The sequence below is a fragment of the Roseobacter fucihabitans genome (assembly GCF_014337925.2).
GTDB lineage: Bacteria > Pseudomonadota > Alphaproteobacteria > Rhodobacterales > Rhodobacteraceae > Roseobacter > Roseobacter fucihabitans.
Genome location: NZ_CP143423.1, coordinates 3,434,922 through 3,459,757, shown reverse-complemented (window position 1 = coordinate 3,459,757; position 24,836 = coordinate 3,434,922). Strand labels below are relative to the sequence as shown.

General features: G+C 57.3%; 21 protein-coding genes and 1 pseudogene. 16 read left to right on the top strand and 6 right to left on the bottom strand.

Features of this window, described 5'->3' with window-relative positions:
- The first annotated feature begins 62 nt into the window (after positions 1-62).
- Together katG and ROLI_RS17035 are read left to right on the top strand one after the other, a co-directional pair.
- Positions 63-2,270, top strand: a complete 2,208-nt coding sequence (gene katG / locus ROLI_RS17040; RefSeq protein WP_187431106.1) for a catalase/peroxidase HPI — start codon at positions 63-65, stop codon at positions 2,268-2,270.
- A gap of 1,525 nt (positions 2,271-3,795) precedes the next feature.
- Positions 3,796-5,153: pseudogene (locus ROLI_RS17035) on the top strand (integrase core domain-containing protein).
- Positions 5,154-5,325: 172 nt separating this feature from the next.
- Here ROLI_RS17035 and ROLI_RS17030 read toward each other — a convergent pair.
- The 4 genes from ROLI_RS17030 to ROLI_RS17015 form a co-directional block, all read right to left on the bottom strand.
- Entirely contained in the window at positions 5,326-6,105 is a 780-nt protein-coding gene (locus tag ROLI_RS17030; protein ID WP_187431064.1) for an IclR family transcriptional regulator, read from the bottom strand.
- Positions 6,106-6,115: 10 nt separating this feature from the next.
- Positions 6,116-7,474: a TRAP transporter large permease gene (locus ROLI_RS17025; protein WP_187431063.1), complete on the bottom strand. Its 1,359-nt coding sequence runs from the start codon at positions 7,472-7,474 to the stop codon at positions 6,116-6,118.
- Positions 7,474-8,142, bottom strand: coding sequence for a TRAP transporter small permease (locus tag ROLI_RS17020; RefSeq protein ID WP_187431062.1), 669 nt, complete (start codon positions 8,140-8,142; stop codon positions 7,474-7,476). The genes ROLI_RS17025 and ROLI_RS17020 overlap by 1 nt, the downstream gene beginning before the upstream one ends.
- Positions 8,143-8,260: 118 nt before the next feature.
- A complete protein-coding gene (locus ROLI_RS17015; protein ID WP_187431061.1) occupies positions 8,261-9,493 on the bottom strand; it encodes a TRAP transporter substrate-binding protein in 1,233 nt (410 codons plus the stop codon).
- Positions 9,494-9,598: 105 nt separating this feature from the next.
- On the opposite strand from ROLI_RS17015, the gene ROLI_RS17010 reads away from it, so the two are divergent.
- Entirely contained in the window at positions 9,599-11,194 is a 1,596-nt protein-coding gene (locus ROLI_RS17010; RefSeq protein ID WP_187431060.1) for a GMC family oxidoreductase, read from the top strand.
- A 265-nt stretch (positions 11,195-11,459) separates the two neighbouring features.
- Here ROLI_RS17010 and ROLI_RS17005 read toward each other — a convergent pair whose 3' ends face one another.
- Positions 11,460-12,125, bottom strand: coding sequence for a DUF1045 domain-containing protein (locus ROLI_RS17005; RefSeq protein WP_187431059.1), 666 nt, complete (start codon positions 12,123-12,125; stop codon positions 11,460-11,462).
- 53 nt (positions 12,126-12,178) lie between these two features.
- Between ROLI_RS17005 and ROLI_RS17000 the strand changes: the two genes are divergently transcribed.
- Positions 12,179-13,324, top strand: a complete 1,146-nt coding sequence (locus tag ROLI_RS17000) for an alpha-D-ribose 1-methylphosphonate 5-triphosphate diphosphatase (protein ID WP_187431058.1) — start codon at positions 12,179-12,181, stop codon at positions 13,322-13,324.
- A 91-nt stretch (positions 13,325-13,415) separates the two neighbouring features.
- Positions 13,416-14,378: an NADPH:quinone oxidoreductase family protein gene (locus ROLI_RS16995; protein ID WP_187431057.1), complete on the top strand. Its 963-nt coding sequence runs from the start codon at positions 13,416-13,418 to the stop codon at positions 14,376-14,378.
- 28 nt (positions 14,379-14,406) lie between these two features.
- On the opposite strand, the gene ROLI_RS16990 is transcribed toward ROLI_RS16995, so the two are convergent.
- Entirely contained in the window at positions 14,407-15,384 is a 978-nt protein-coding gene (locus ROLI_RS16990; RefSeq protein WP_187431056.1) for a DMT family transporter, read from the bottom strand.
- 122 nt (positions 15,385-15,506) lie between these two features.
- Here ROLI_RS16990 and ROLI_RS16985 point away from each other — a divergent pair, with 122 nt between their 5' ends.
- The 11 genes from ROLI_RS16985 to ROLI_RS16935 all read left to right on the top strand — a co-directional run bounded on the left by ROLI_RS16985 (position 15,507) and on the right by ROLI_RS16935 (position 24,831).
- On the top strand, positions 15,507-16,031 hold the full coding sequence (locus ROLI_RS16985) for a CoxG family protein (protein ID WP_187431055.1): 525 nt from the start codon (positions 15,507-15,509) through the stop codon (positions 16,029-16,031).
- Between the two features lie 114 nt (positions 16,032-16,145).
- Positions 16,146-17,081, top strand: a complete 936-nt coding sequence (locus ROLI_RS16980; protein WP_187431054.1) for an ABC transporter ATP-binding protein — start codon at positions 16,146-16,148, stop codon at positions 17,079-17,081.
- Positions 17,078-17,839: an ABC transporter permease gene (locus tag ROLI_RS16975; protein ID WP_187431053.1), complete on the top strand. Its 762-nt coding sequence runs from the start codon at positions 17,078-17,080 to the stop codon at positions 17,837-17,839. Before ROLI_RS16980 ends, ROLI_RS16975 begins: the two co-directional genes overlap by 4 nt.
- A gap of 69 nt (positions 17,840-17,908) precedes the next feature.
- Positions 17,909-18,706, top strand: coding sequence for a S49 family peptidase (locus ROLI_RS16970; protein WP_187431052.1), 798 nt, complete (start codon positions 17,909-17,911; stop codon positions 18,704-18,706).
- A gap of 175 nt (positions 18,707-18,881) precedes the next feature.
- Positions 18,882-19,829 (top strand): calcium/sodium antiporter, encoded by a 948-nt coding sequence (locus ROLI_RS16965; RefSeq protein ID WP_187431070.1) that lies wholly within the window; start codon positions 18,882-18,884, stop codon positions 19,827-19,829.
- Between the two features lie 22 nt (positions 19,830-19,851).
- The gene (locus ROLI_RS16960) at positions 19,852-20,631 is read left to right on the top strand and encodes an SDR family oxidoreductase (RefSeq protein WP_187431050.1); all 780 of its coding nucleotides are present in this window, start codon (positions 19,852-19,854) and stop codon (positions 20,629-20,631) included.
- A gap of 280 nt (positions 20,632-20,911) precedes the next feature.
- The gene (gene uvrC / locus ROLI_RS16955; RefSeq protein ID WP_187431049.1) at positions 20,912-22,789 is read left to right on the top strand and encodes an excinuclease ABC subunit UvrC; all 1,878 of its coding nucleotides are present in this window, start codon (positions 20,912-20,914) and stop codon (positions 22,787-22,789) included.
- A gap of 146 nt (positions 22,790-22,935) precedes the next feature.
- Entirely contained in the window at positions 22,936-23,601 is a 666-nt protein-coding gene (gene pgsA, locus ROLI_RS16950; RefSeq protein ID WP_187431069.1) for a CDP-diacylglycerol--glycerol-3-phosphate 3-phosphatidyltransferase, read from the top strand.
- Complete coding sequence (moaD, locus tag ROLI_RS16945) at positions 23,601-23,846, top strand: molybdopterin converting factor subunit 1 (RefSeq protein WP_187431048.1); 246 nt, start codon at positions 23,601-23,603, stop codon at positions 23,844-23,846. Before pgsA ends, moaD begins: the two co-directional genes overlap by 1 nt.
- Positions 23,847-23,849: 3 nt before the next feature.
- Positions 23,850-24,293 (top strand): molybdenum cofactor biosynthesis protein MoaE, encoded by a 444-nt coding sequence (locus tag ROLI_RS16940; protein WP_187431047.1) that lies wholly within the window; start codon positions 23,850-23,852, stop codon positions 24,291-24,293.
- Positions 24,294-24,384: 91 nt separating this feature from the next.
- Positions 24,385-24,831, top strand: coding sequence for a universal stress protein (locus ROLI_RS16935; RefSeq protein ID WP_187431046.1), 447 nt, complete (start codon positions 24,385-24,387; stop codon positions 24,829-24,831).
- Positions 24,832-24,836 lie beyond the last annotated feature (5 nt).

The window sequence follows — 24,836 nt, the reverse complement described above, 5'->3', positions numbered from 1 at the left end:
GTTCTGACTGCTTTTTACCCACGGGAATTTTGTGAAACCTCATACCATGATCGGAGAGAACAATGGACGGATCTGATGGCGGACAGGGCGGTAAATGCCCAGTAGTTGGCGGCGTGCAAAAGCACACGGCCAAGGGCAGTACAGCCAACCAGCGTTGGTGGCCCAACCAGCTGAACCTGAAGGTTTTGCACCAGAATTCTGCGCTGGCCAATCCGATGAGCGAGGATTTTGATTACCGCGAGGAATTCAAGACACTGGATCTCGACGCGGTGCGCCAGGATCTCTATGCGTTGATGACGGACAGCAAGGAATGGTGGCCCGCGGATTACGGCCATTACGGCCCGTTTTTTGTCCGCATGGCCTGGCATAGTGCGGGCACCTACCGCATTGGCGACGGGCGTGGCGGTGCGGGTTCGGGGGCGCAGCGTTTCGCCCCGCTCAACAGCTGGCCTGATAACGTTAACCTGGACAAGGCGCGTGCCCTGCTTTGGCCGATCAAGCAGAAATATGGCCGCAAACTCTCCTGGGCGGATTTGCTGATCCTGACCGGGAACTGCGCGCTGGAATCAATGGGTTTTGAAACATTCGGCTTTGCCGGTGGCCGTGCCGATATCTGGGAGCCGGAAGAGGATATCTACTGGGGTCCCGAAACCGAATGGCTGGGCGATCAACGCTATAGCGGTGAGCGCGAGCTTGAGGGCGACCTCGGCGCGGTTCAGATGGGCCTGATCTACGTCAACCCCGAAGGTCCAAACGGCAACCCGGACCCGCAAGCCTCCGCCCATGACATCCGCGATACTTTCGCGCGCATGGCGATGGATGACGCGGAAACCGTGGCGCTGATCGCGGGCGGTCATACCTTTGGCAAAACGCATGGTGCGGCGGATCCAAACGAATACGTCGGTCGCGAGCCCGAAGGGGCAACAATGCAGGAAATGGGTCTGGGCTGGAAGAATACCTTCGGCACAGGTCACGGCGCACATACGATCTCAAGCGGCCTTGAGGGTGCCTGGACGACGGAGCCTGCGAAGTGGGACAACAACTACTTTGACAACCTGTTCAACTACGAATGGGAGCTGACCAAGAGCCCCGCAGGCGCGCATCAATGGACACCGACAAGCGCGGATGCCCAAGGCACCGTGCCGGACGCGCATGATCCCTCCAAGCGCCACGCGCCCATGATGCTGACCTCCGATCTGGCGCTCCGGGTCGATCCGGCCTATGCGAAAATCTCCAAGCGGTTCCACGAGCATCCGCAGGAATTCGCGGATGCTTTTGCGCGCGCCTGGTACAAGCTGACCCACCGCGACATGGGCCCCTATGTGCGGGGTCTCGGACCGCTGGTGCCTTCGGAGGAATTGATCTGGCAGGATCCGGTGCCGCGTGCGGATCATGATCTGATCAATGATCAGGATGTGGCTGAGCTCAAGGGCAAGATCCTCGACAGTGGTCTGTCAGTCGCACAATTGGTGCGCACGGCCTGGGCGTCTGCGGCCACCTATCGCGGCACGGACATGCGCGGTGGTGCCAATGGCGCGCGCATTGCGCTGGCCCCGCAAAACGGCTGGGCGGTGAATGAGCCGGATCAGCTTGCGTCGGTGCTATCCACGCTGAAAAACGTGCAACACGCCTTCAATGCGGCGCAATCAGGCGGCAAAAAAGTCTCGCTGGCCGATGTGATCGTTCTGGGAGGCAGCGCGGCAATCGAAGCGGCGGCAAAACAGGCGGGTAATGATGTGTCCGTGCCCTTTGCCGCAGGCCGGACAGATGCGACGGCTGAGCAGACGGACGCGGAGTCATTTGCACCTCTGGAACCGAAAGCCGACGGGTTCCGTAACTACGTTGGGACTGGCAATCTGCTTGCCCCCGCAGAAATGATGGTGGAGCGTGCGAACCTTCTGGGTCTCACGGCACCTGAAATGACCGTTCTGGTCGGCGGACTGCGCGTTCTTGGCGCAAATGTGGGCGATGCGCCGGAGGGGGTGCTGACGGACCAGCCCCAAACCTTGTCCAACGCGTTTTTCGTCAATTTGCTGGACATCTCCACGGAATGGACAACCTCGGACGATACCCTCTATGAGGGGCGCGACCGTACCACCGGTACCGCGAAGTGGACCGCAACCGGGGTCGATCTGGTGTTCGGGTCGAATTCACAGCTGCGCGCGATCAGCGAGGTCTATGCCAGCGACGATTCACAGCAGACTTTCCTGAGGGATTTTGTGGCAGCATGGACAAAGGTCATGAATGCGGATCGTTTTGATCTGAAATAATGGCTTTGCCCGTACTCTGACATGGCCAGGTCGCAAGAAATAAAGCGCGCCGGATTCCACCGGCGCGCTGTCTGCGCAGATCGCATGTAACGAACGCTTTGCGTACTGGCGGATTAGGTATGATGTTCGGTACTATTGACGAGAGGTTTTGCGCGAATACGGCAAGGTCGAAAGGGTGCTCCGAGCGTAGGTTGCAGCCCTGCCTTCATTCAGTTGTGTCGTTTGTTTGAATCATGCGTTTTGGATGGAAAACTGGAAACCCGAATTTGTGAACTCTCGCAATCAGGGAGAGCGTACCAAGGGTGGATCAACATAATGCTTAAGAAAAGTCTCTTGTGTCTACCGATTCCACCACGTCCGCATTGTTTATAAGGCTTGCCATAAGGATATCGCGCCGAACATGCCAGCCCAAACGAACCTTAAAGCGGTTTGCGTTTAATCTGAATTGATTTGTGTTTCCCAAAGGAGTCTTTGTCTGCTTCATTTTCAGTGTGGAGGTGGATGATGGGCAAACCTCTTTCTTTAGATCTTCGGCACCGGATTTGCGGGTATGTTGCTGCTGGGATCTTTTGTCGTGCAGCAGGGCGTATTTTTGGTGTCAGTGCGGCAACGGGGGTGCGTTATGCTGCGGACAAACGAGAGCGGCGCGACGTCACGCCCAGACCACAGGGCAGGCCGGTGGGCCGATTTGGCCAGCTGGCACCGTATAAGGATTTCTTAATCGGGGTTATCCGTGCCGAACCAGACATAACATTGCATGAACTATCCGGCGCGCTGGAAGACACGTCTGGCGTATCTGTTCACCTCTCATCAATTCACCGCGCCTTGGTACGCGCCGGGTTCTTATATGAAAAAAGGACTTATCGCACGGGAACGTAATCGGCCTGCCCTGCGCAGGGCAAGGCGGGGGTGGATCAACCACCGCCAGCCGCGCATGCGCCAGGAGCCACACAGACTGGTCTTTATTGCTTCTGGGGACATTGCTGCGCAATACCCTGACGGCCAGTGGATGAGACAGCCGTAAAAACCAATGTCACGCGGCTGTGCGGACGGGCACCTATAGGCGAGCGCCTCCTTGGCACCGCGCCCTTTGGAAAACGGGGTACGCAGACTTTCATCGCCGGGCTGCGCTGATCGCGCCGTGGGTGATCACGGGTGCACTGGACGGGCGCGCCTTCGACACCTGCGTTGGAACCCGGAACGGTAGCCATTCTCTCCTCTCCTTAATTGCTTTGCAATCAACTGCCGGGCAAGGGGCAATCTTTCCACCCACAAAAGCCCCCGCGCAGCGCAGGCGTTAAGAAAGCGCGTGCTGGTTCCTGTTCTTGCCGCCCTACTCCCGCGACCTCAACCCCACCTCTCGGGACATTGCTGCACAATACCCTGACGGCCAATGATCGAGATGGCTTTCTCAAAGCCCATCTGAGACCGATCGGGCTAAAAACGTTTGCCCTGCCCCCCCCCCCCCCCCGAAACTTCCCTCAGTTTGATGTAGGGTTTGCTCAGCCTTTGAAGGAGCAGACAAATGCGACAGAGTTGTTTTACCGAGGCCCGGATTATCGGGATGATCAAAGAACAGGAAGCTGGGATGCCGACGGCAGAGGTGTGTCGCAGACATGGTCTGAGCCAATGCATCGTTCTGCAAATTCAAAGCAAAATACGGCGGCATGCGTTGCACGGCAGGGTATCGCGCAGCGATGTCCCGAGGGTGAACGTTTCTGACACCCACCGCCTCAAATCGCTGGAGGACAAGAGCGCCAAGCTGAAGCGTCTTCTGGCGGACACGATGCTCAACAACGTCATGTTGAAAGATTTGCTGGGAAAGAACTGACGGTGAGCCATTGATGCGCCATTGGTTCGAGCACGATGGCGAACGCATGTGCGACGGGCTGCGGCACGCAAGGCGATGGGAGATCATGATATCTCGCAACGTCGGGCGTGCAGGCTTGTCCCTCTCACACATGCAAGCATGTGTTGCCCGCCAACGGGTGTCGGCCCCAAGACCATCCGGCGCGACAAACCGCCCACTGCCCGGCAGTCGATACGCAGTATCGATGAGAGGGGCCGGATCGGCGTGCTGTTGGAACGCAAAGGCATGATTATGATACTGTCACCCGGCAGTGCATGTTTACATGCATGAGAGGGCACAAGAAGCTGTATCGTCTCTACACCGAGGAAAAGCTGGGCGTCAGGCGGCGCCGAGGCCGCAAACGAGCGCGAGGATCAGGAATACCGATGCCTGTTGCGTTACGTCCTGGTGAACGCTGATCGCTGGACTTTGTGTCTGACACGTTTGGTGCGTCCATTGCCCGGCAATGCATGTTTACATGCATGAGAGGGGCGCAAGTTCCGTATGTTAGCCATGAACAACGACTGCTGCCGCGAGAACCTGTGCCTCCTCCCGGCAGGTTTGGCTTTGCCAAATCGCCTGCCGGGCAACGGATGGCTGATACCAGTATCACTGGTGCGAGGGTGGCACGCGAGCTTGATGCGCTTGTGCGCGTCTATGGAAAGCCCGCCTGTATCGTCAGTGATAACGGCACGGAATTTACCAGTCGTGCGATCCTGAAACGGGCCGGTGATAACGACGTGGATTGGCATTACATCGACCCGGGCAAGCCGACGCAGAATGCCTTCATCGAAAGCTTCAATGGGAGCCTGCGAGACGAACTGCTGAATGAGGAGATCTTCGACACCTTGGATGATGCCCGTCGAAAGCTGGCCCTCTGGCGATACGATTATAATAACGTCAGACCGCATTCATCGCTGGAGAACCAAACGCCGGCAGAAGCGCGCCGGGCGCTTGAGCAATTTGAGGGCTCCGCGCACGACGCGCTTGCCCAAACCGACGACGACGAGTACGACCGCAAACTCTCGTTATGAATGAGGGAGCCTCGGGGGGGCAGATCATATTTTCGAAAAAACACCACGCGCCCAAAGTCTCAGGTAATAGCGGCAGTGTTTTCAAAAATCGGATCAAGCCCGACCTATGAAGCTGTGCGAACGCGATACTATGCCCCTTATCCATTTCTAGATGCCACAGGGTCTGATTTGATCAACTGTTGATCAGGGTCGTAAGCTCCCGCGCCGCAGCCTTCAACGTATCGACGTCTTTTTTGAGATCTGCGAGGTCGCGCCGCTGCAAGGGGGAATGTACCGATAGGGTCGAGACGACCCTTTTGCGATCATCAAAGATCGGCACAGCGAGCGCTGTCATGCCTTCCATGAATTCTTCGTCATCGGTGGCATAACCGCGTTTACGGATCTTTTCTATTTCGGCCTTGAGCTTGCTTTTGTCCGTGATCGTGCCGGGGGTTTGTCTTTCGAGCAATGCGGTAGCGAGGTAGCGATCAAAATAGGCTGGCCGCAGGGAGGAGAGATACATTTTACCGCTCGCGGTGCAATAAAACGGGACCTGCGTGCCGATGGGCATCTGGATGCGCAGCGGCCAATGGGTTTCGACCCGGTCCAGATAGACCATCCCTTCCCGGTCGGGCGTGGCGATATTGCAGGTCTCTCCGATCTTTTCCGCAACGCTGCGCAAAATGGCCAGACGTACCGTGCGCAGCCGTTGCGATGAGACAGTATTGAGCGAGAGTTTGCGCAAGCGCGGTCCGGGTCCATAAGAGCGCCCGTCGATATCGCGTTGCAAAAACCCGGCCGCCTCGGCGGTATTAAACAGACGGTGCAGCGTGGGTTTTGGCAGGTTCAGAACATCCTTGAGCGAGGATGGCGTGACGGGTACGCCGGCTTTTGCAACTTCCTCAAGCAGGACCAGCAACCGCAAATTGGTCGGTATCTGGTCCTGTCTTTCATGTACAAAGTCGTCCGGCATACCCAGGTTTCTATGAGGTTGGCAGCAGCATAAGAGCCAGATTTGGCACCAATGCGACCATAATCCATACCGCCATCAGCGCAAACAGATACATGGTGGAATAGCGCAACAGGCGGAAATAAGGCACGCCTGTGACCCCGGATGCCACATATAGGTTCAAACCATAAGGCGGCGTGATGAAGCCGATCGAAGCGCCCACAAGGAAGACGACAGCAAAGTGGATCGGGTCCATGCCAACCGACACAGCGATTGGTGCCAGGATCGGTGCCAGAATGATCGTGACCGGCAGGGACTCCAGGATCATGCCAGTGACGAAGACGATGGCCATCGCCGTGAACAGAACCGCATAATAGCCGCCCATGCCGATCACGAAATCACCGATGTATTCCTTGGCACCCAAGGAGGAGAGCACCTGTTGCATCGCCACCGATACCGCAATCAGAGGGACCAGAATACCGGTGATCTGAGCGGAGCGCGACACGATGGAAGGTACGCTTGGCAATGTGAAGCCTTCCACCACGAACATTGACAACATGCTCTTGTCTTCGACGGGCGTGTCGCGGTCGCTGCCCATGAGTTTGTTCAGCGGATAGCACAGCAATCCGACGAACACACAGAACCCTACGGTGATGCCGGCGGCCTCTGTTGGAGAGAACTTACCCGTGTAGATGCCCCAGAGCACCAGGCCGATTGCAAAGAAACCCAACCAGGCCCCAAAAGCGGTTTTGACAACCCGCTGGAACGACAGCGCAATCAGGATACCCCAGCCGTTGATGGTGCAGACCACGAAAGCGACCGTCATCATAGCCAGAACCATGAGCGTTCCGGGCACGATACCGGCGATGAACAGTTCCGAAATCGGCAGGTTCATCAGGAAGCCGTAAACGATGAAGATGATTGAAGGCGGAATGATGATCCCCACCGTACCCCCCGCCGCAGCCGTGGCGGCGGAGAAGCGTTCGTCATAGTTGCCTTTGACCATTTCGGGGTGCAGCATTGAGCCAATGGTGGCGGTTGTTGCCGAGTTGGAGCCCGAGATCGCCGCAAAGAGGCCACAGGCAGCGATAGAAGCCATCGCCAATCCGCCCCGGAGCCAGCCCAGCAGCGAATAGGCGAAATTCGATAATCGTCGCGCGATGCCCGATTGGTTGATCAGGTCCCCGGTCAGAATGAAGAGGGGCATGGCCAGCAGCGCAAAGCCCTTGCTGAAGACGTTGATCAATTCATTGCCGGTATTGGCCAGCGGTAGATCAATGACAAAGCTGCACCCGATCACCCAATAGAAGATGACGAGCAAAACCGGCGTGCCGAGCATAAAGAGGACCGTTACGGCCAGCGAAATAAGTGTAATCCAGGATCCGTCCGACATTATACATCTCCGCCGATAACTGCTTGTTTGATGATCTGATCGCCAGACCGGTAATTGTTCCAATCTTCCAGCCAGTTCCCTATGACGCGACCGGCCATCAGGGTGAAAGCGATTGGGACGGTGATATAAAACCACCATTTCATGACGTCATCGACGCCGTCGACCAGTTGGAAGTTGTCGGCGGAGAGGGCGGTGAAACGCAATGATGTGGTAATCGCGATCCAGCAGAAGCCCAGCCACAGAAGAGAATCCATGGTTAGCGTCGCCATCTGCCCGGTTGGCGACATTTTCGCGCGAAATTCGCTGAAGCTCAGGTGTGTGCGCAGTTTGACGTTATAGGAACACGCAAACCAGGCCATGACCATAAAGAGGAACGGAGGGATCGTCGTCGACCCGGACCATTGGTGCGAGAAGATAAAGCGATCGATGACGCCCCAGCAGATGATCGCTGCAATGATGAGGTAAACAATAACGGAAAGACCGCGCTCAAGGTGTCGCTCGGCGAAAGGCACGTAGTTGTAAAATAGATGTGCCAGATAACCGCAGATCAGCGTTGCGAAGAAACAAAACAGCCACATGCCATTCGTGTCAAACGCGCTCCTCATTTCCCACGAACTGCCCGAGAATATGGCACCGATAACGGCCACCGCTTCAGCCACTATGGACATATAGGTCTCCCCCCATGTTTTGATTGCCGCCACTTTGAGGCGGTCTTGATGAGATCACAAGGGCCGACCCGAACTCCTCTTCGGATCGGCCCAATCTCTTCCTGTCCGAAAGCCCGATTTAGGCTTTCCACCACCGGCGTGGTTCAACATTCTCTGGCAATGTGTTGCCGTCGATTGTGCGGACTTCGTCATAGATTTCCTGATAGGTGTCCAACCCACCGGACCAGCCGTTAAGCCGCTCGCGCCATTGCTCCCACAGTTGTGGTTGATACTCTGGCGAGCACATTTCTTCGGCTTTCTTGATCTCTGCATCCGACAAGAACGCGTTGCGCACGTTGTTTTGCGCAAAAATCGTGCCTGGAAGCTGCGGATCGGATTGACCAACCGTGTTGATCAAAGCAACTTCGTTTGCGGCCTGCACGTGGACCTGTGCCAGATAGGCAGATTCCATCACAGCATCCTGCAATTCACCACCAAGGCTATCAAACACCGACGCTGACATGGCCGTGTGCTCAGTGCCGCAGAAGAAGTTCAGGTGAACCGACTGGGATACAACCGGTGACATATTCGCATAGGCAACCGCAGAGGCCCATGTTTCCGCGCCATCAATCAGGCCCTGCTTCAGACCATCAAGCGTTTCTTCCCAGGCAACCGGAACCGGGTTCAGGTTCAGCGCTTCCATGGCGATTCGGCCAAGTTGCGTACCTGTTACGCGGTTTTTGGTGCCTGCAAGCTCGTCGATGGAGGTCACGGTGGGCTTGTCTTCAAAGTTCAGGCCCAATTGGATACCGCGAAGTTCGCAATGGGTGAACAGGAATTTCAGACCGTGCCGCTTTTCATAGGGCTCACGCAGCAAGCGCTGGGACGCTGGCGAATACATGAAGTGGTACTGATCCGCACGGTTCCGGAACATATACGCATAATCCAGAACGTTCAGATAAGGCGCACCACCGGCGGAGTTCTGTGTGGAGGCCGCATAGATATCCACGATGCCCTGCTGTGTTTTCTCAACGCAGGATGTCTGTCCACAGATCTGGTTGTCACCAATGAATTCAACACGGATCTCGCCGTCTGTGCGGCTTTCCAGGTCCCGTGCAAATTCCAACGCGCCAGCGCGTTCGATCAAAAGGTTACGCGCGTTGAAGCCCGATGCCCCGAATTTCAACATGAATTTCGGCTCTTTGGCAAAGCGCTTTTCGTATGTTGATTCGGCGGCACTCGCCAGGTTTGCAAGGCTCATCGCACCGCCGAAGCCGCCCGCTGCCAACAGCGTCGAGCTCAGGCCATATCGACCTGCGACCTTGAAAAGATCGCGGCGCGAAATGCCCGCTAGTTTATTTTGAATTGTCATACATTCCTCCCTGAATGTCATTTATTGAGACTATAAGTCCCAAAAAACACTAGTATAGTATTCTCTTTTTGCCTAGAGTTTTTTTTGGAGAGTTTGGGGGGCGAAATGGAAGCTGATTTTATCGTCGTGGGGGCCGGTTCGGCCGGGTGTGTTTTGGCCAATAGGCTGAGTGCTGATCCCAAAAACAAGGTGATCTTGCTGGAGGCCGGTGGGCGCGACCTTAACCCGTGGATTCACATTCCGGTAGGCTATTTCAAAACCATCCATAACCCCAACGTAGACTGGTGTTACAAAACGGAACCCGATCCGGGATTGAACGGGCGTTCCATCGAATGGCCCCGTGGCAAGGTTCTGGGCGGATCTTCTTCGCTCAACGGGCTACTTTACGTGCGTGGACAGCCACAAGACTATGACCGCTGGCGCCAGATGGGCAATACCGGTTGGGGCTGGGACGATGTTCTGCCGCTGTTCAAGCGGGCGGAAAACAATGAGCGCGGTGCCGATGAATTTCACGGCGACCAGGGTCCGCTGTCGGTGTCCAACATGCGCATCCAACGCCCGATCACAGATGCCTGGGTCGCAGCGGCGCAAGCGGCGGGATATAAATTCAACCCTGATTACAATGGCGCAGAGCAGGAAGGTGTCGGGTTTTTCCAGCTGACCTCTCGCAATGGGCGGCGGTGCAGTTCGGCTGTGGCTTATCTCAACCCGATCAAGAAACGCCCAAATTTGCAGATCATCACCCACGCTCAGGTGGATAAAATCGACATCACCGAGGGCCGCGCGACGGGTGTGCGCTATACGGATCGCTCCGGCAAGCCGCAGGTCGTGACCGCGCGCCGTGAGATTGTGCTTTGCGGTGGGGCCATCAATTCACCGCAATTATTGATGTTGTCGGGCATCGGCGAGGCGGATCAGCTTTCCGAGCATGGCATCGAGGTGAAAAAGGACCTCAAAGGGGTCGGCAAGAACATGCAGGACCATCTGCAAGCGCGGCTTGTCTATAAATGCAACGAACCGACGTTGAACGACGAGGTGAGCAGTCTGTTCGGTCAGGCAAAGATCGGCTTGAAATATGTCCTGTTCCGTGCCGGACCGATGACCATGGCTGCCAGCCTCGCCACCGGGTTCCTGAAGACGCGCGAGGACATGGAGACACCGGATATTCAGTTCCACGTTCAACCCCTTTCGGCAGAAAATCCCGGCAAAGGCGCGGATAAGTTCTCGGCTTTCACGATGTCGGTGTGTCAATTGCGTCCCGAAAGCCGGGGAGAAATCAGACTTGGGTCCGGCAGCCCGCGCACCTATCCGCGCATCATCCCCAATTACTTATCCACCGAAACCGATTGCCGCACGGTGGTTGCAGGCGTGAATATCGCGCGCAAGATTGCGCGCCACGCCCCGCTGACGTCGAAGATATCCGAAGAATATCGCCCGCATGCGGACCTTGACATGAAAGATTATGACGCCACGCTCGATTGGGCCCGTAATAACACGGCCTCGATTTATCACCCAACCGGCACCTGCAAAATGGGTAATGGCGAAGAATGTGTGGTGGATGCGCAACTCAAGGTGCACGGCATCCAGGGACTGCGCGTCGCGGATTGTTCGATCATGCCGGAAATTGTGTCGGGCAATACCAATGCCCCGGCGATCATGATTGGGGAAAAAGCGTCGGACCTCATGCTAAACGCCGGTTGAAAACCTGCGAACCGGCCTGCGGTGGTCGCGTAAAATGGGCGCGGACTCCGGTGCCTTTTTGCCATTTGTCATGTGTTATGCCAGATTCTGACTGAGGCTTGCGCAGCAGTATGAATGGCCTAAAGCGTCGACCACCCGCCGGGCGCGGGAGCCAATTTATCTAAACACCCATCTGTGAGGCGCAGATAGATTGCGCTCATGCCCCGATTGTGGAAATTCGCCACGACGGGCGAATTTGCGATACGCTTGCAAGGATCAATGGCCTTTACCTTCCAGTGAGTGTGTAGCGATGAATTTCACGAAACATCCCATCCCCGCCTTCGCCCACAAGCGTCAGGCTGTTCATCAGGAACGGGCGCGGTACCAGATCGGCAAAATGTGCGGTCGCATCCGCCATCACCTTGCCAAAGATCGCGCGTGGCAGGGGGCCGGTCAGGGTGATGTGAAACTTGAAGGCCTCCATGACATGGGGATATCCCCATCTGCGCAGGTTTTCCTTTTGCAGCGGCGTGAAGTTGGGGTGGTGGCGTCGCGCCAACTCATCTGCACCGAGCGGCGCACGCAAACCATCCAGATCACGCACCACACAGGCCGCCAGGGACGTCAGGGCCTGCGTGTCCCCGATCGGCGTCAGTGCGACAAACGCGCCGATCCGCGACAGGGTCAGGCCGTCAAGGGCAACCGGTGCAAGCGTCGTGCTCAGCGCCGCCAGCGCGGTCCTGAGTTGGTCCTCGCCGGAGCCCGCGCGCAGTCTGAAAGGTGCCTTGAGGGTCGCATGGAACCCATATTTGCGCGGGCGGGAGGTGATGTCGCCCGCACCCCCCTCAACAGGCTGGCCAGCGGCGATGTCCCACCCAAGCCAGGCCGCACCCGCATCCGCAAAAGCGCCGGGGTGCGGTGTGAAATAAACGCCGTAGCGGGTGAAGTTCATCAAATATTTCCCTTAACGTCAGCATTGTATCGCAAGTACAGGATAACACGGCCATGACATCACAGACTACATTCGCCAATGCAAAAATTGTCCTGCCCAGGGAGGTTGTGCAAGGTGCGGTGACAATTGCTGACGGTTTGATCACCGCGATTGATCCGGGGACCGCGGTCGCCGCGGGCGCAATTGATTGTGAAGGGGATTACCTTTGTCCGGGCCTGATTGAACTGCATACCGACAATCTTGAACGCCATCTGAGCCCGCGTCCCAGGGTGGATTGGCCCCATGATGCGGCCATCATTGCGCATGATACGGAAATGGCTGGCGTTGGCATCACGACCGTGTTTGATGCTGTGCGCGTTGGTTCAATCGTCACGAATGCGCCAAGCCGCTATCCGCGCTACGCACGTAAACTGGCCGATGAGATCAGCAGCATGCGTCGCAAGGGCGCTCTGCGGATATCGCATCACCTTCATCTGCGCGCAGAGACCTGTTCGGAAACTCTGCCCGATGAACTGGAGGAATTCGGTGTGGATGACCGGGTGGGGATCGTCTCGCTGATGGATCATACGCCGGGCCAGCGCCAATTTCGCGATATGGAGAAATTCGAAGTCTATATCCGGGGCAAACGGGGCATGAGCGGGCCGGAATTTCAGGATCATGTGCGCCATTTGACAGGTTTGCGTGAAACGCTGGGGGACCGGCACGAACGCGCTACGATCAAGGCGGGTTTGCGCCTCTGTGCCACGCTGGCCAGCCACGATGACACCACACGGGCGCAGGTAGACGCATCGGCAAGCCACGGCGTGAGCATCGCCGAGTTTCCGACCACGCGCGAGGCGGCACAGGCCTGTCGGGATCGCGGTATCCAAATCGTCATGGGGGCGCCGAACCTTGTGCGGGGGGCTTCGCATTCAGGCAATGTCGCGGCTGATGATCTTGCAAAACGGGACCTGCTGGACATTCTGTCTTCGGATTATGTCCCGGCGTCGCTTTTGCAAGGGGCGGTGCAGCTTGGAGCTTTATGGGGGGATATGGCGCGGGGGCTGGCAACAGTCACATCGAATGCGGCCGCCGGGTGTCACCTTGCGGATCGTGGCCGTATCGCGCCGGGCCTGCGCGCGGATTTGACACGGTTCCGCTTGATCGGCGATGTCCCGTTGGTGCGTGGTGTCTGGTCCGGTGGTCGTCGCGTCGGGTGATATTGGCTTGGGGTTAGGGCTGCATTGTCTCTTGCCATTCCAGGTTGGCTCTGGCCTGAATAAGCATGAAACAACCGCGGGGGAGCCTTAAATGCGGGCGATGCAAGTTACCGAACTCGGCCAGCCTCTGGCTTTGCGCGATATCGCCAAACCGGTTGCGGGTGGCGGACAGGTTGTGGTCAAGGTTCATACCTGCGGGCTCAATTTTGGCGATCTGCTGATCATCAAGGGGACCTATCAGGAGAAACCGCAATTGCCCTTTACGCTGGGTATGGAACTTTGCGGGACCGTGACCGAAGTTGGTGAGGGTGTGAGCCGCCTGAAGGTTGGCCAGCGCATTGCGGCCTATTGCGGCTTTGACGCGCTGGCGGAATATGCGGCGATTTCTGCGGATGTCTGTGTGGCGATCCCGGATGAAATGAGCGATGAACATGCTGCGGCTTTCCTGATCGCCTATGGCACCAGCCACGTGGCCCTTGATTACAAGGCGCATCTGAAACCGGGGGAGCGGCTGTTAGTGCTGGGCGCATCGGGCGGTGTTGGGTTGACAGCGGTGGAATTGGGCAAGCTGATAGGGGCCGAAGTGATCGCCGTGGCGCGCGGTGCGGAGAAGCTTGCGGTGGCGCAATCCATGGGCGCAGATCATCTGATCGATTCGGATACGGATGACATACGCGCGGTGGTGAAATCGCTTGGCGGGGCCGATGTCGTCTATGATCCTATCGGTGGCGCGCAATTCAAGGCCGCGCTGCGCGCGTGTCGCCCGGAGGCCCGTCTGATCCCGCTGGGATTTGCGTCCGGCGAGGTGCCCCAAATCCCCGCCAACCATCTATTGGTCAAAAACCTTACGGTGATCGGGTTTTATTGGGGCGGGTACACGCGGGTGAACCCCAAGGTGCTGACGGATAGTTTCGAAGTGCTGACCAAATGGTACGTTGAGGGCAAGATCAAACCCCATGTCAGCAATGTGCTGCCGCTGGCGCAGGCGAATGAGGCGCTGGATCTGCTCAGGACACGCAAGGCAACAGGGAAGGTCGTAGTGCGGATTGAGTGAGCGCGTGCAATAGGGCATCGGTGCGGGATCAGTGGCGTTTGAGCGGGGCGCGCGCCACAACCCGCGCTTTTTGACGTTCGCGCAGAAACACGAACAATCCCGATCCGAGGATGAGGAAAATCCCCGCCCAGACTTCCCAGACGGGCAATTCCGCAAAAATCAGCCAGCCCCAGAAAACCGCGAGCGGCAGGCCGACGTATTCAAAAGGTGCCACGGTAGCCGCATCCGCCATGCGGTAGGCCTGGCTGAGACAATAGCCGATGATGGCTGCATTCGCCCCCATGCCGACAATCACCCCCCAATCGCCCGGCGCGGGCCAGACCCAGGCGCGCAGCAGAAATTCCAGCGACGCATTGTCGGTTCCTTGCGCAAAACGCCCGTCACCGGCCACCAGATAAAACCCGATCGACACGACAATGAACGTCGCCTGAATATAGACCGACAGGGCGGAGGCTTTGCTTTCCACGCCGAGTTTTCGCGTCATGATCTGGTTCAGCGCATAGGTAAAGGCCGCCAGCACCGGGAGCAGTAAAACAACGCGCGTCGCCTCCAGCGTACCGCTGTCGGCCCAAGGGCGTTGCATGATAACAACCCCGGCAAAGCCGACCAGCACGGCACTCATCCGCATGATCCCGACTTTTTCACCCAGGATCGGGATGGACAGCAGCGTGATAAAAAGCGGTGCAGCAAAAAACAGGGCGGTGGCATCGGCCAGCGGGATCGCCGCGAGTGCGAGAAAGAAGCTCATATTAGCGATCACGATCAATAACCCCCGGATCAGGTGCAAAAACGGCCTGCGGGTCTTGAGGATGCGCCAGCCGCCTTCCATCCGCACCATTACCAGCGAAAACAGAATGCCGATCGCGGAGCGCAGAAAGACGATTTCATGCAACGGATATCCGCCCGACAATTGTTTGATCAGCATGTCGTTGATGGAAATGGCGAAAACGCCCGCAATGACAAAAAGAATGCCGAGTGTCGCGTGGTTTTGGGGCGGTGCGGTCATGGTTCAGAGGTATCAGCCCTGTGACACCTGTCGAGCGTTAAAACGACGGAATCGAAATGGGATTGGCGCATCTGAAATCTCTGCGCTAGAAAGAGAGAAGACAGCTTTGGAGGAGCCCGCTCATGCACATGTCAGATACCCGCCAGATCGCCGCCAGCCCTGCGACGGTCTATGCCGCTTTGCTGAGCCCGGAAGTGTTGGAGGCCTGCGTGCCGGGCGCACAGGATGTGACCGGTTCGCCCGAAGAAGGCTTCGAGGCGACGGTTGTGCAAAAGGTTGGCCCGGTCAAGGCGACCTTCAAGGGGGTCGTGACCCTGTCGGATATGGTGCCGGGTGAGTCCTTGACGATCACCGGCGAGGGCAAGGGCGGTGCTGCGGGATTTGCCAAGGGAGGGGCCGAGGTGCGCCTTGTGGCCAAGGACGGCGGAACTGAATTGTCCTATGATGTGGAGGCCAAAGTCGGCGGCAAGCTGGCGCAACTTGGCAGCCGGATCATCGATGGTTTTGCCAAGAAGATGGCGGAGCAGTTCTTTTCCAACCTGCAAAACACCATTGAGGGGCCTGCGGCTTCGCAGGATGCGCCCGCCGATGATGCGCCTGAGGCCGAGAAAAAGGGCTGGTTGAAGCGGCTGACCGGAAAATCCTGAGCACGCGTGACCGCGCTTTCGCGCACAAACGCGCGCAGGGATGTGCATTGCCGCGCTGTTGTTTCAGATATCAAACCCATAGGGTCCTATGACAAGCGACAGGATAGAAGCGTCATGCAACCCATTCTCGATATTTCGGATCTGCGCAAATCTTACGGCGACGGGTTCGAGGCCCTCAAGGGCATCAATCTGCAAATCGAAGCCGGAGAGATCATCGCGCTTCTGGGCCCCAATGGTGCCGGCAAAACGACTTTGATTTCAACGATTTGTGGTATCACTACGGCGACATCCGGTGCCGTCACCGTGGGCGGTCATGATACGATACGCGATTATCGCGCTGCACGTGCCATGATCGGGCTGGTGCCCCAGGAGATCAACCTGGAACCCTTCGAGAAGGTCATCAACACGGTCCGGTTTTCGCGCGGGTTGTTTGGGAAATCCCCCGATGAGGCCGCGCTGGAGCGGATTTTGCGCCAGTTGTCGCTTTGGGACAAACGCGACAGCCAGATCCGCGCCCTGTCGGGTGGCATGAAACGGCGGGTGTTGATCGCCAAGGCGCTCAGCCATGAGCCACGTTTGTTGTTTCTGGATGAGCCTACCGCGGGGGTAGACGTCGAATTGCGCAAGGACATGTGGGAGATCGTGAGCGCGCTCAAGGAGGACGGCGTGACCATCGTGCTGACCACGCATTATATCGAAGAGGCCGAGGCGATTGCGGATCGTATCGGTGTGATCGCCAAGGGCGAATTGCTTTTGGTCGAGGATAAGGCCAGCCTGATGGCGCGTATGGGACAAAAGCAGCTTGATGTGCAATTGAGCGCGCCCCTGGAGGCGATCCCGCCGTTGCTGGCCAAATACAACCTGACCCTATGTGACGACAATCAGACGCTCACCTACAGCTATGACACGCGCGCCGAACGCACGGGCATTACCAAGCTGTTGTCGGATGTCTCGGCGGCGGGTCTGGTGTTGCGCGATGTGCTCACCCGCCAAAGCAGCCTTGAGGATATCTTTGTCGGGCTCGTGCATGAAGAAAAGGAGCCATCATGAATTGGACGGCGGTCAAATCCATCTACGTCTTTGAAATGGCGCGATTCTTTCGCACGCTCGCGCAAAGCTTCCTGTCGCCGGTTCTGTCAACATGCCTCTATTTCGTCGTCTTTGGCGCGGCCATTGGTAGCCGTATTCAGGAGGTCGACGGTGTGAGCTACGGTGCCTTCATCGTGCCGGGTCTTATCATGCTCTCCGTGATCACGCAGGCCATTTCCAACGCCTCTTTCGGTATCTATTTCCCCAAATTCATCGGCACGATCTATGAACTATTATCGGCCCCGGTGAACTTCCTGGAAATCGTCGCGGGCTATGTCGGGGCGGCGGCGACCAAGGCGCTTTTCATCGGCGTTATCATCCTGATCACGGCGTTTTTCTTTGTGGATGTCAGCATCGCGCATCCCATTGCAATGATCGCCTTTTTGCTGCTGACCTGCCTCAGCTTCGCGCTTTTGGGCTTCATCATTGGCATATGGGCGGGGAATTTCGAGCAATTGCAGCTGGTGCCGCTGCTCATTGTGACCCCGCTGGTGTTCCTTGGCGGGTCGTTCTACTCCATCTCGATGCTGCCGCCTGTGTGGCAGATTATTTCGCTGTTTAACCCGGTTGTTTACCTGATCTCAGGCTTTCGGTGGTCATTCTTTGGCACGGCTGATGTGCCGATCCTGTTTTCGCTTTGCGCGATTGCCGGCTTCACCGCTTTATGCATCTTGGTCATCTGGTGGATATTCAAGACCGGTTGGCGCATCCGTCAATAAAGACGCAGGATAAAACTCATTGGGCTTGCCTCCTTGTTTGATGGGGGTTGCCATTCTACATGGGATGACATGAAACGCTGGATCCCTTTTATCAAGTCTGACCCAACGGTCGCTGTCCTACGCCTGTCCGGCGTGATCAGCGCGTCGGGCCGTGGCACACTCAATGATCAAAGCCTTGCGCCGATCATCGAGAAAGCATTTTCGCGTGGCAAGCCTGCGGCGGTTGTCCTGGAGGTGAATTCCCCCGGCGGCAGCCCGGTGCAATCTTCGCTGATCGGGTCGCGCATCCGACGGCTGGCCGAAGAGAAAAACATCCCCGTGATCGCCTTTGTGGAGGATGTTGCCGCATCTGGCGGCTATTGGCTCGCAGCGGCAGCGGATGAAATTTATGCCGACGACAGCTCTGTTGTTGGCTCCATCGGTGTGATCTCTGCCTCCTTTGGCGCGCATGAGTTTTTGGCCCGCCAGGGGATCGAGCGGCGCGTCTACACCGCCGGAAAATCCAAATCCATGCTCGACCCCTTCCGCCCTGAAAACCCCGAGGATGTGGCGCGGCTCAAGGATCTGCTCGAAGACATTCACGCCAATTTCAAGGATCATGTCACGGCGCGGCGCAAAGGCAAGTTGCCCGAGGATCGCGACCTGTTCACCGGCGAAATCTGGCTGGCGCGCCGCGCGGTTGATCTTGGGTTGATCGATGGCATCGGGCATCTGAAACCGATGATGAAGGCGCGCTTTGGCGATAAGGTCACATTCCGCTGCTATGGATTGCGCAAACCCTTCCTGTCGCGTTTCGGTGCGCGCATCGTCGGGGACGCCCTGCACAGTATCGAAGAGCGCAGTGCCTTCGCGCAATTCGGTCTGTAACCTGCATGATTTTCAAGATCGTTTCCCTGTTTTTGGTCGTCATGGCAGTGCTGGCCATGTTCGGTAAGATGCATTGGTTGGGTGGCAAACGCCTGGCAAACGCCAAATGCCGCAAATGTGGCCGCTATCGGATCGGGCGTGGTCCCTGTTCTTGTGGCAAGGGTGGCAAGGCATGATCATGCCGTGGCTGATGAGTGGGCTGGGGCTGGTGCTCTTGCTGCTTGCGGGCGATGCGCTGGTGAAGGGCGCGGTCAACCTGAGCCTGCGCCTTGGCGTTCCGGCCCTGATCGTCAGCCTGACCATCGTGGCCTTTGGCACCTCCGCACCGGAGTTGTTGATTTCCATTCAGGCGATCAAGGATAACGCACCGGGGCTGGCCCTGGGCAATGTTGTCGGCTCCAATACGGCCAATATCCTGCTTGTTCTGGGCATACCGGCCTTGCTGGCCACGATGCACACCTCGGAATGTAACACGCGCAAAACCTATAATTTCATGATCCTGGCCAGCCTTTTGTTCATCGGGCTGGCATTTCGGGGCGTGTTCGACTGGATCGCAGGAATCGTTTTGCTGGCCGGTCTCGCGCTGATGCTCGGGGATGCCTTTCGCGACGCTCATTTGCACCGACGCGCGGATAAGGATGAGCCGGAAGAGGAGCCCGAGGGCGCGGACCCGGACATGCCCTGGTGGCGCATCATCCTGTTTCTGGTGCTGGGCCTGATTGGCTTGCCGCTGGGTGCGAGCCTTTTGGTGGAAAACGCGACCATAATTGCCAAGACCTACGGCGTGTCCGATACGGTGATCGGGCTGACGCTTGTCGCTATTGGCACCTCACTGCCCGAATTGGCAACGACCGTGATGGCCGCATTGCGTCGCCAGGCCGATGTCGCGCTTGGGAATGTTATCGGCTCCAACATGTTCAACCTTTTGGCGATCATCGGCATCGCCAGCTTTGTTGGCCCCATCCCGGTGGATCCCGAATTCCTTCGGTTTGACTTGTGGGTCATGCTGGGGGCCTCTGTTCTTTTGTTTCCTTTCGTCTATCTGTCCTGGAACATCACGCGATTTTGGGGCGTCGTCCTGAGCGGCCTTTACCTGGCCTATCTGGTGGTGGTTCTGATTTAAGGCATCGAAAGGAGAGATTGGGATGGGCACAGCACTAGTAACAGGCGCGGGGCAGCGTATCGGGCGTGCTTTGGCTCTTTATCTCGCGGATCGGGGCTATGATGTTGGGGTGCACTATGCCTCCTCGGATGTTGGCGCGCGTGAAACGGTTTCCCTGATACAATCAAAGGGGCGGCGCGCCGTGGCCTTGCAGGCCGACCTGTTGGAAGACGCACAGACAGAAGCATTATTTGCCGAGACAGTTGCGCAGCTTGGCGGTCCCGTGACCTGCCTGATCAACAATGCCTCTATCTTCGAATATGACACCGTGCACAGCGCGACGCGCGAGAGCTGGGACAGGCATATGCAAAGCAATCTGCGCGCGCCCTTTATATTGACACAGGCGATGGCGGGGCAGGGGGTGCAGGCGGCCATGGACGGCGCGGGCGAGCCGGTTGCCGCAGGGTTGGTCGTGAATATGATCGACCAGCGCGTGCGCAAGCTGACGCCTGAGTTTATGACCTATACCCTTGCCAAGATGGGGCTTTGGGCTTTAACCCGCACCACGGCGCAGGCTCTGGCACCCAACATCCGCGTCAACGCCATCGGACCGGGCCCCACGCTTCAGGGCGCGCGGCAACCGGCGGACCATTTTGCACGGCAAAGGGGGAACACGACACTCGAACGCGGCTCCAATCCGCAGGATATGACAGCGGCTTTGGGCTACTTTCTGGACGCCCCGGCGGTCACGGGTCAGTTGCTCTGTGTGGATGGTGGCCAACACCTCGCCTGGCAGACACCCGACGTTCTAGGTGTGGAGTAGTGCGAGTTTTGCACGGGCTTCGAAAGTGTTACAAATTCGTTACCAAATTGTCTTTGTTTTCAAAAACTTGCGCCAACGAAAAGAAAATAACAAGTTAAATCAGGAGGTTGCATATGTGCCTAATTTTTGGGCAAACAGTGGAAACGCCCAAATTACAACAAAATTTTTGGGGTGGCCGGAAGTTATCAGCAGAGTTATCCCCAGGAACGGTGGACAGCTTAACACTTGTAGTCGCGCGCATCACAGTGCAGCGCAGTAGCAGAATCATCCCTGAAACAAGATGACCGGATCAACCGAAAATCAATCACTGGATGTGGCGACGGGCCCTGATGTCATTCAGGGTTATCTCAAGACCCTGGACATGTCGCCCGGCGTGTATCGCATGCTCGATAGCGAAAGCCGTGTGCTATATGTCGGCAAAGCGCGCAACCTGCGCGCCCGTGTGAGTAATTATGCCCGCCCAACAGGGCATTCGGCGCGGATTGCGCGCATGATCGCCAACACCGCGTCGATGATGTTCCTGACGACGCGCACGGAAACGGAAGCCTTGCTGCTTGAGCAGAACCTGATCAAACAGTTAAAGCCCAAATTCAATGTGCTGTTGCGCGATGACAAGAGCTTTCCCAATATTCTGGTAACGGCGGATCATGACTATCCGCAGATCAAGAAACACCGCGGGGCCAAAAAGGAAAAGGGAAACTATTACGGGCCTTTCGCATCGGCAGGGGCGGTCAATCGCACGCTCAGCCAGCTTCAGCGTGTTTTCCTGCTCCGTGATTGTTCCGATGCCATGTTTGAGAGTCGGACGCGACCCTGTTTACAGTATCAGATCAAACGCTGTTCGGCCCCTTGTGTAGGTAAGATCAGCCCGGATGAGTACAGGCAAACGGTCAAAGACGCCGAACAGTTTCTAAGGGGCAAGACCACCGCGATCCAGGCGCGCCTTGCCAGCGATATGGGGGCGGCATCGGAGGCGATGGAATTTGAGCGCGCGGCGGCCTTGCGGGATCGGATCAAGGCGCTGACCCAGGTGCAGACAGCGCAGGGCATCAATCCCAAAGGCGTCGCGGAGGCAGACATCATAGCGTTGCATTTGGAGGGCGGGCAGGCCTGTGTGCAGGTATTTTTCATCCGCGCAAACCAAAACTGGGGTAATCGGGATTACTACCCGCGTGTCGGGCCGGATGTCGAAGCCGCCGAGGTTCTGGAGGCGTTCATCGGGCAGTTTTACGACACCAAGGAGCCGCCCCGGCAATTGATATTGAGTCATGAGATCGAGAACCCGGATCTGATGACGGATGCGTTAAGCGGCAAGTTGGGGCGCAGGGTCGAGCTGACCGTGCCACAGCGGGGAGAAAAAGCCGAACTGGTGGATGGGGCGTTGCGCAATGCGCGCGAGTCGCTGGCGCGCAAGATGGCCGAGACGGCAAGCCAGGCACGATTGATGAAGGGCATTGCAGAAGCTTTCGATCTTGCAGCCCCCCCCGAGCGCATTGAAGTCTATGACAACTCGCATATTCAGGGGGCATTTGCCGTGGGCGCGATGATCGTCGCGGGCGCGGAGGGGTTTTTGAAGAACCAATACCGAAAATTCAATATTCGGGGCGAGGATCTGACGCCGGGTGATGATTTTGGTATGATGAAAGAGGTTCTGACGCGTCGTTTCAAACGTTTGATCCATGAGGACCCGGACCGTAAGGCGGGGCAATGGCCTGATTTGCTCCTGATCGACGGCGGTGCCGGTCAAGTCAGCGCCGTGCGCGAGATTTTGAGCACCTATGGCGTGAAAGATATTGCGATGGTCGGCGTGGCCAAGGGTATCGACCGGGACGCGGGTAAAGAGGAGTTTTACCGTACCGGTAAGCCGACCTTTGCCCTGCGCCACAATGATCCTGTGCTCTATTTTGTTCAAAGGCTACGAGATGAAGCGCATCGTTTTGCAATCGGGACGCACCGTGCAAAACGCGCAAAGGCCATAGGGGCGACCCCGCTGGATGATGTCCCAGGCGTGGGGGCGTCCCGAAAGCGCGCGCTTTTGGCGCATTTCGGATCGGCGAAGGCTGTGGCGCGGGCGAACCTGAGCGATCTCAAGGCGGTGGAGGGCGTGTCGGGCGCTTTGGCGGAAAAGATCTATGACTATTTCCATGAGCGGGGTTGATCCAAAGGACGCGCGTTCCGCGCGACACGATTTTTGAGTCTTAGGTCTCGCTTGGGGCCAGTGGTCGCGGTTGCCATCCGGGACAGTTTGCGCTTGCGATGCGGTTGTCGCTTTCAGCGCCGCGTGAGGCGCTGTATGGTGGTGCCATGACTTTGACCTTGCCCAATATTTTGACCATGATCAGATTGATCGCAGCCCCGATGGTGGCTGTGATGTTCCTGTATTTTACGCGACCCTATGCCGACTGGTTTGCACTCATTCTTTTTGTGTCTGCGGCGATAACGGATTGGTTTGATGGCTATCTGGCGCGGGCCTGGAAGCAGGAAACCAAATTGGGCGCGATGTTGGATCCGATTGCCGATAAGGCGATGGTGGTGATTGCCCTGATGGTAATCATCGGCTTTTCGAGTTGGTCGCCCTGGCTGGTTTTGCCGGCGACGGTGATATTGTTTCGCGAAGTTTTTGTATCCGGTTTGCGAGAGTTTCTGGGCGATACGGCGGGGACATTGAAGGTCACGCAACTGGCGAAATGGAAAACCACCTGCCAGATGGTCGCCATCGCGGTTCTGTTCTCGCACGGTGTTTTCGAGCATTATCTGGGCATGTCAGCCTATGGCATGGATCAGGATATGGTGAATGCGATTTTCGCAGGCAGTGAGCCAGATTTGCAGGGGTTGCGCTGGAAACATACCGCGATGGAATGGGCCGGGAGTGCGGGATTGGCGTTGTTATGGCTCGCCGCTGCGTTGACCTTGATCACGGGCATTGATTATCTGATGAAATCGCTGCCCCATTTGAAGGATGATCACTGATGGATGTGCTGTATTTTGCCTGGGTGCGGGAACGTATCGGATTGCCGCGCGAAAAGCTGGAGACATCGGCGCGGACGGTGTCGGAACTTGTTGACGAGCTGGTGGCGCGCGAAGAGCGATATGCCGCGGCCTTTGCCGACCGTTCCGCCTTGCGTGTCGCGCTGGACCAGGAGTTGAGTGGTTTTGATGCAAGCCTCTCAGGTGTGCGCGAAGTTGCGTTTTTCCCGCCCATGACCGGAGGGTAGGGCATGCGCATTTCTGTTCAGGAAGCGTCTTTCGATCCCGGGCAAGAGATGAATGCCTTTGCCTCAGGGCGTAAGGATATTGGGGCTTTTGTGACCTTCACAGGTGTCGTGCGGGATACGGGTGAGCAGAAATTACAGGTGATGGAGATCGAGCATTATCCGGGTATGACCGAAGCGGCGCTGCGCGATATTGCGCAGCAGGCTGTGTCGCGGTGGTCTTTGGGGGATGTGTTGGTTATCCATCGATATGGCACCTTGAAACCGGGTGAGGTGATCATGATGGTCGCCACGGCCGCGCGTCACCGCAAGGATGCGTTTGAGGCAGCCGAGTTTTTGATGGATTACCTCAAGTCGCGCGCGCCTTTCTGGAAACGCGAAGTGACGGAAAACGGCGCGACATGGGTTGCGGCGCGCGATGCGGATGAAGACGCGTTGGAGCGCTGGTAACCCCGTTACTGTCGACGTTGACGTGCATCAAGGCGGGGCCGCGCACGGTAGGCTACTCTTGTGTCATTAAATGACAAAGGGGAAGAAAACGATGTTCAAGACAATTACCGTTGGATTTGACGGGTCAGAACCGTCCGAGAATGCGCTGCGTCTCGCCTGTGATCTGGCAGGGAAATATGACTCGGAAATCCATGTTCTGCATACGCCCAAACCTGAAACTGTCGCTTTCGCGATGGGGGCTGTTGCGGGGTATCATGCGGCAACCACCATGCCCTCACATGATGAAGTTATGAAAACTGCGCAAACATTGCTGGATCGGGCAAAGACAATCGCAACCGAGGCAGGGCAGTCGAACATCAAAACGGAAGTGGGCGAGGGTGATGCCGCCGATGCGTTGTTGACGCATGCCAAAGCCGTGGGGTCTGATCTCATCGTGACCGGTCGGCGGGGTCTGGGAAATCTGTCAGCGCTTGTGCTGGGCAGCACGTCCCAGCGTGTGGGGCACCTGTCGCATTGCGCCCATCTGACCGTCATGTAGCCTGC

Coding starts and splice junctions, on each gene's coding strand:
- katG (WP_187431106.1), top strand. CDS start 63: ATGGACGGATCTGATGGCGGACAGGGCGGTAAATGCCCAGTAGTTGGC.
- ROLI_RS17030 (WP_187431064.1), bottom strand. CDS start 6,105: ATGCCGGACGACTTTGTACATGAAAGACAGGACCAGATACCGACCAAT.
- ROLI_RS17025 (WP_187431063.1), bottom strand. CDS start 7,474: ATGTCGGACGGATCCTGGATTACACTTATTTCGCTGGCCGTAACGGTC.
- ROLI_RS17020 (WP_187431062.1), bottom strand. CDS start 8,142: ATGTCCATAGTGGCTGAAGCGGTGGCCGTTATCGGTGCCATATTCTCG.
- ROLI_RS17015 (WP_187431061.1), bottom strand. CDS start 9,493: ATGACAATTCAAAATAAACTAGCGGGCATTTCGCGCCGCGATCTTTTC.
- ROLI_RS17010 (WP_187431060.1), top strand. CDS start 9,599: ATGGAAGCTGATTTTATCGTCGTGGGGGCCGGTTCGGCCGGGTGTGTT.
- ROLI_RS17005 (WP_187431059.1), bottom strand. CDS start 12,125: ATGAACTTCACCCGCTACGGCGTTTATTTCACACCGCACCCCGGCGCT.
- ROLI_RS17000 (WP_187431058.1), top strand. CDS start 12,179: ATGACATCACAGACTACATTCGCCAATGCAAAAATTGTCCTGCCCAGG.
- ROLI_RS16995 (WP_187431057.1), top strand. CDS start 13,416: ATGCGGGCGATGCAAGTTACCGAACTCGGCCAGCCTCTGGCTTTGCGC.
- ROLI_RS16990 (WP_187431056.1), bottom strand. CDS start 15,384: ATGACCGCACCGCCCCAAAACCACGCGACACTCGGCATTCTTTTTGTC.
- ROLI_RS16985 (WP_187431055.1), top strand. CDS start 15,507: ATGCACATGTCAGATACCCGCCAGATCGCCGCCAGCCCTGCGACGGTC.
- ROLI_RS16980 (WP_187431054.1), top strand. CDS start 16,146: ATGCAACCCATTCTCGATATTTCGGATCTGCGCAAATCTTACGGCGAC.
- ROLI_RS16975 (WP_187431053.1), top strand. CDS start 17,078: ATGAATTGGACGGCGGTCAAATCCATCTACGTCTTTGAAATGGCGCGA.
- ROLI_RS16970 (WP_187431052.1), top strand. CDS start 17,909: ATGAAACGCTGGATCCCTTTTATCAAGTCTGACCCAACGGTCGCTGTC.
- ROLI_RS16960 (WP_187431050.1), top strand. CDS start 19,852: ATGGGCACAGCACTAGTAACAGGCGCGGGGCAGCGTATCGGGCGTGCT.
- uvrC (WP_187431049.1), top strand. CDS start 20,912: ATGACCGGATCAACCGAAAATCAATCACTGGATGTGGCGACGGGCCCT.
- pgsA (WP_187431069.1), top strand. CDS start 22,936: ATGACTTTGACCTTGCCCAATATTTTGACCATGATCAGATTGATCGCA.
- moaD (WP_187431048.1), top strand. CDS start 23,601: ATGGATGTGCTGTATTTTGCCTGGGTGCGGGAACGTATCGGATTGCCG.
- ROLI_RS16940 (WP_187431047.1), top strand. CDS start 23,850: ATGCGCATTTCTGTTCAGGAAGCGTCTTTCGATCCCGGGCAAGAGATG.
- ROLI_RS16935 (WP_187431046.1), top strand. CDS start 24,385: ATGTTCAAGACAATTACCGTTGGATTTGACGGGTCAGAACCGTCCGAG.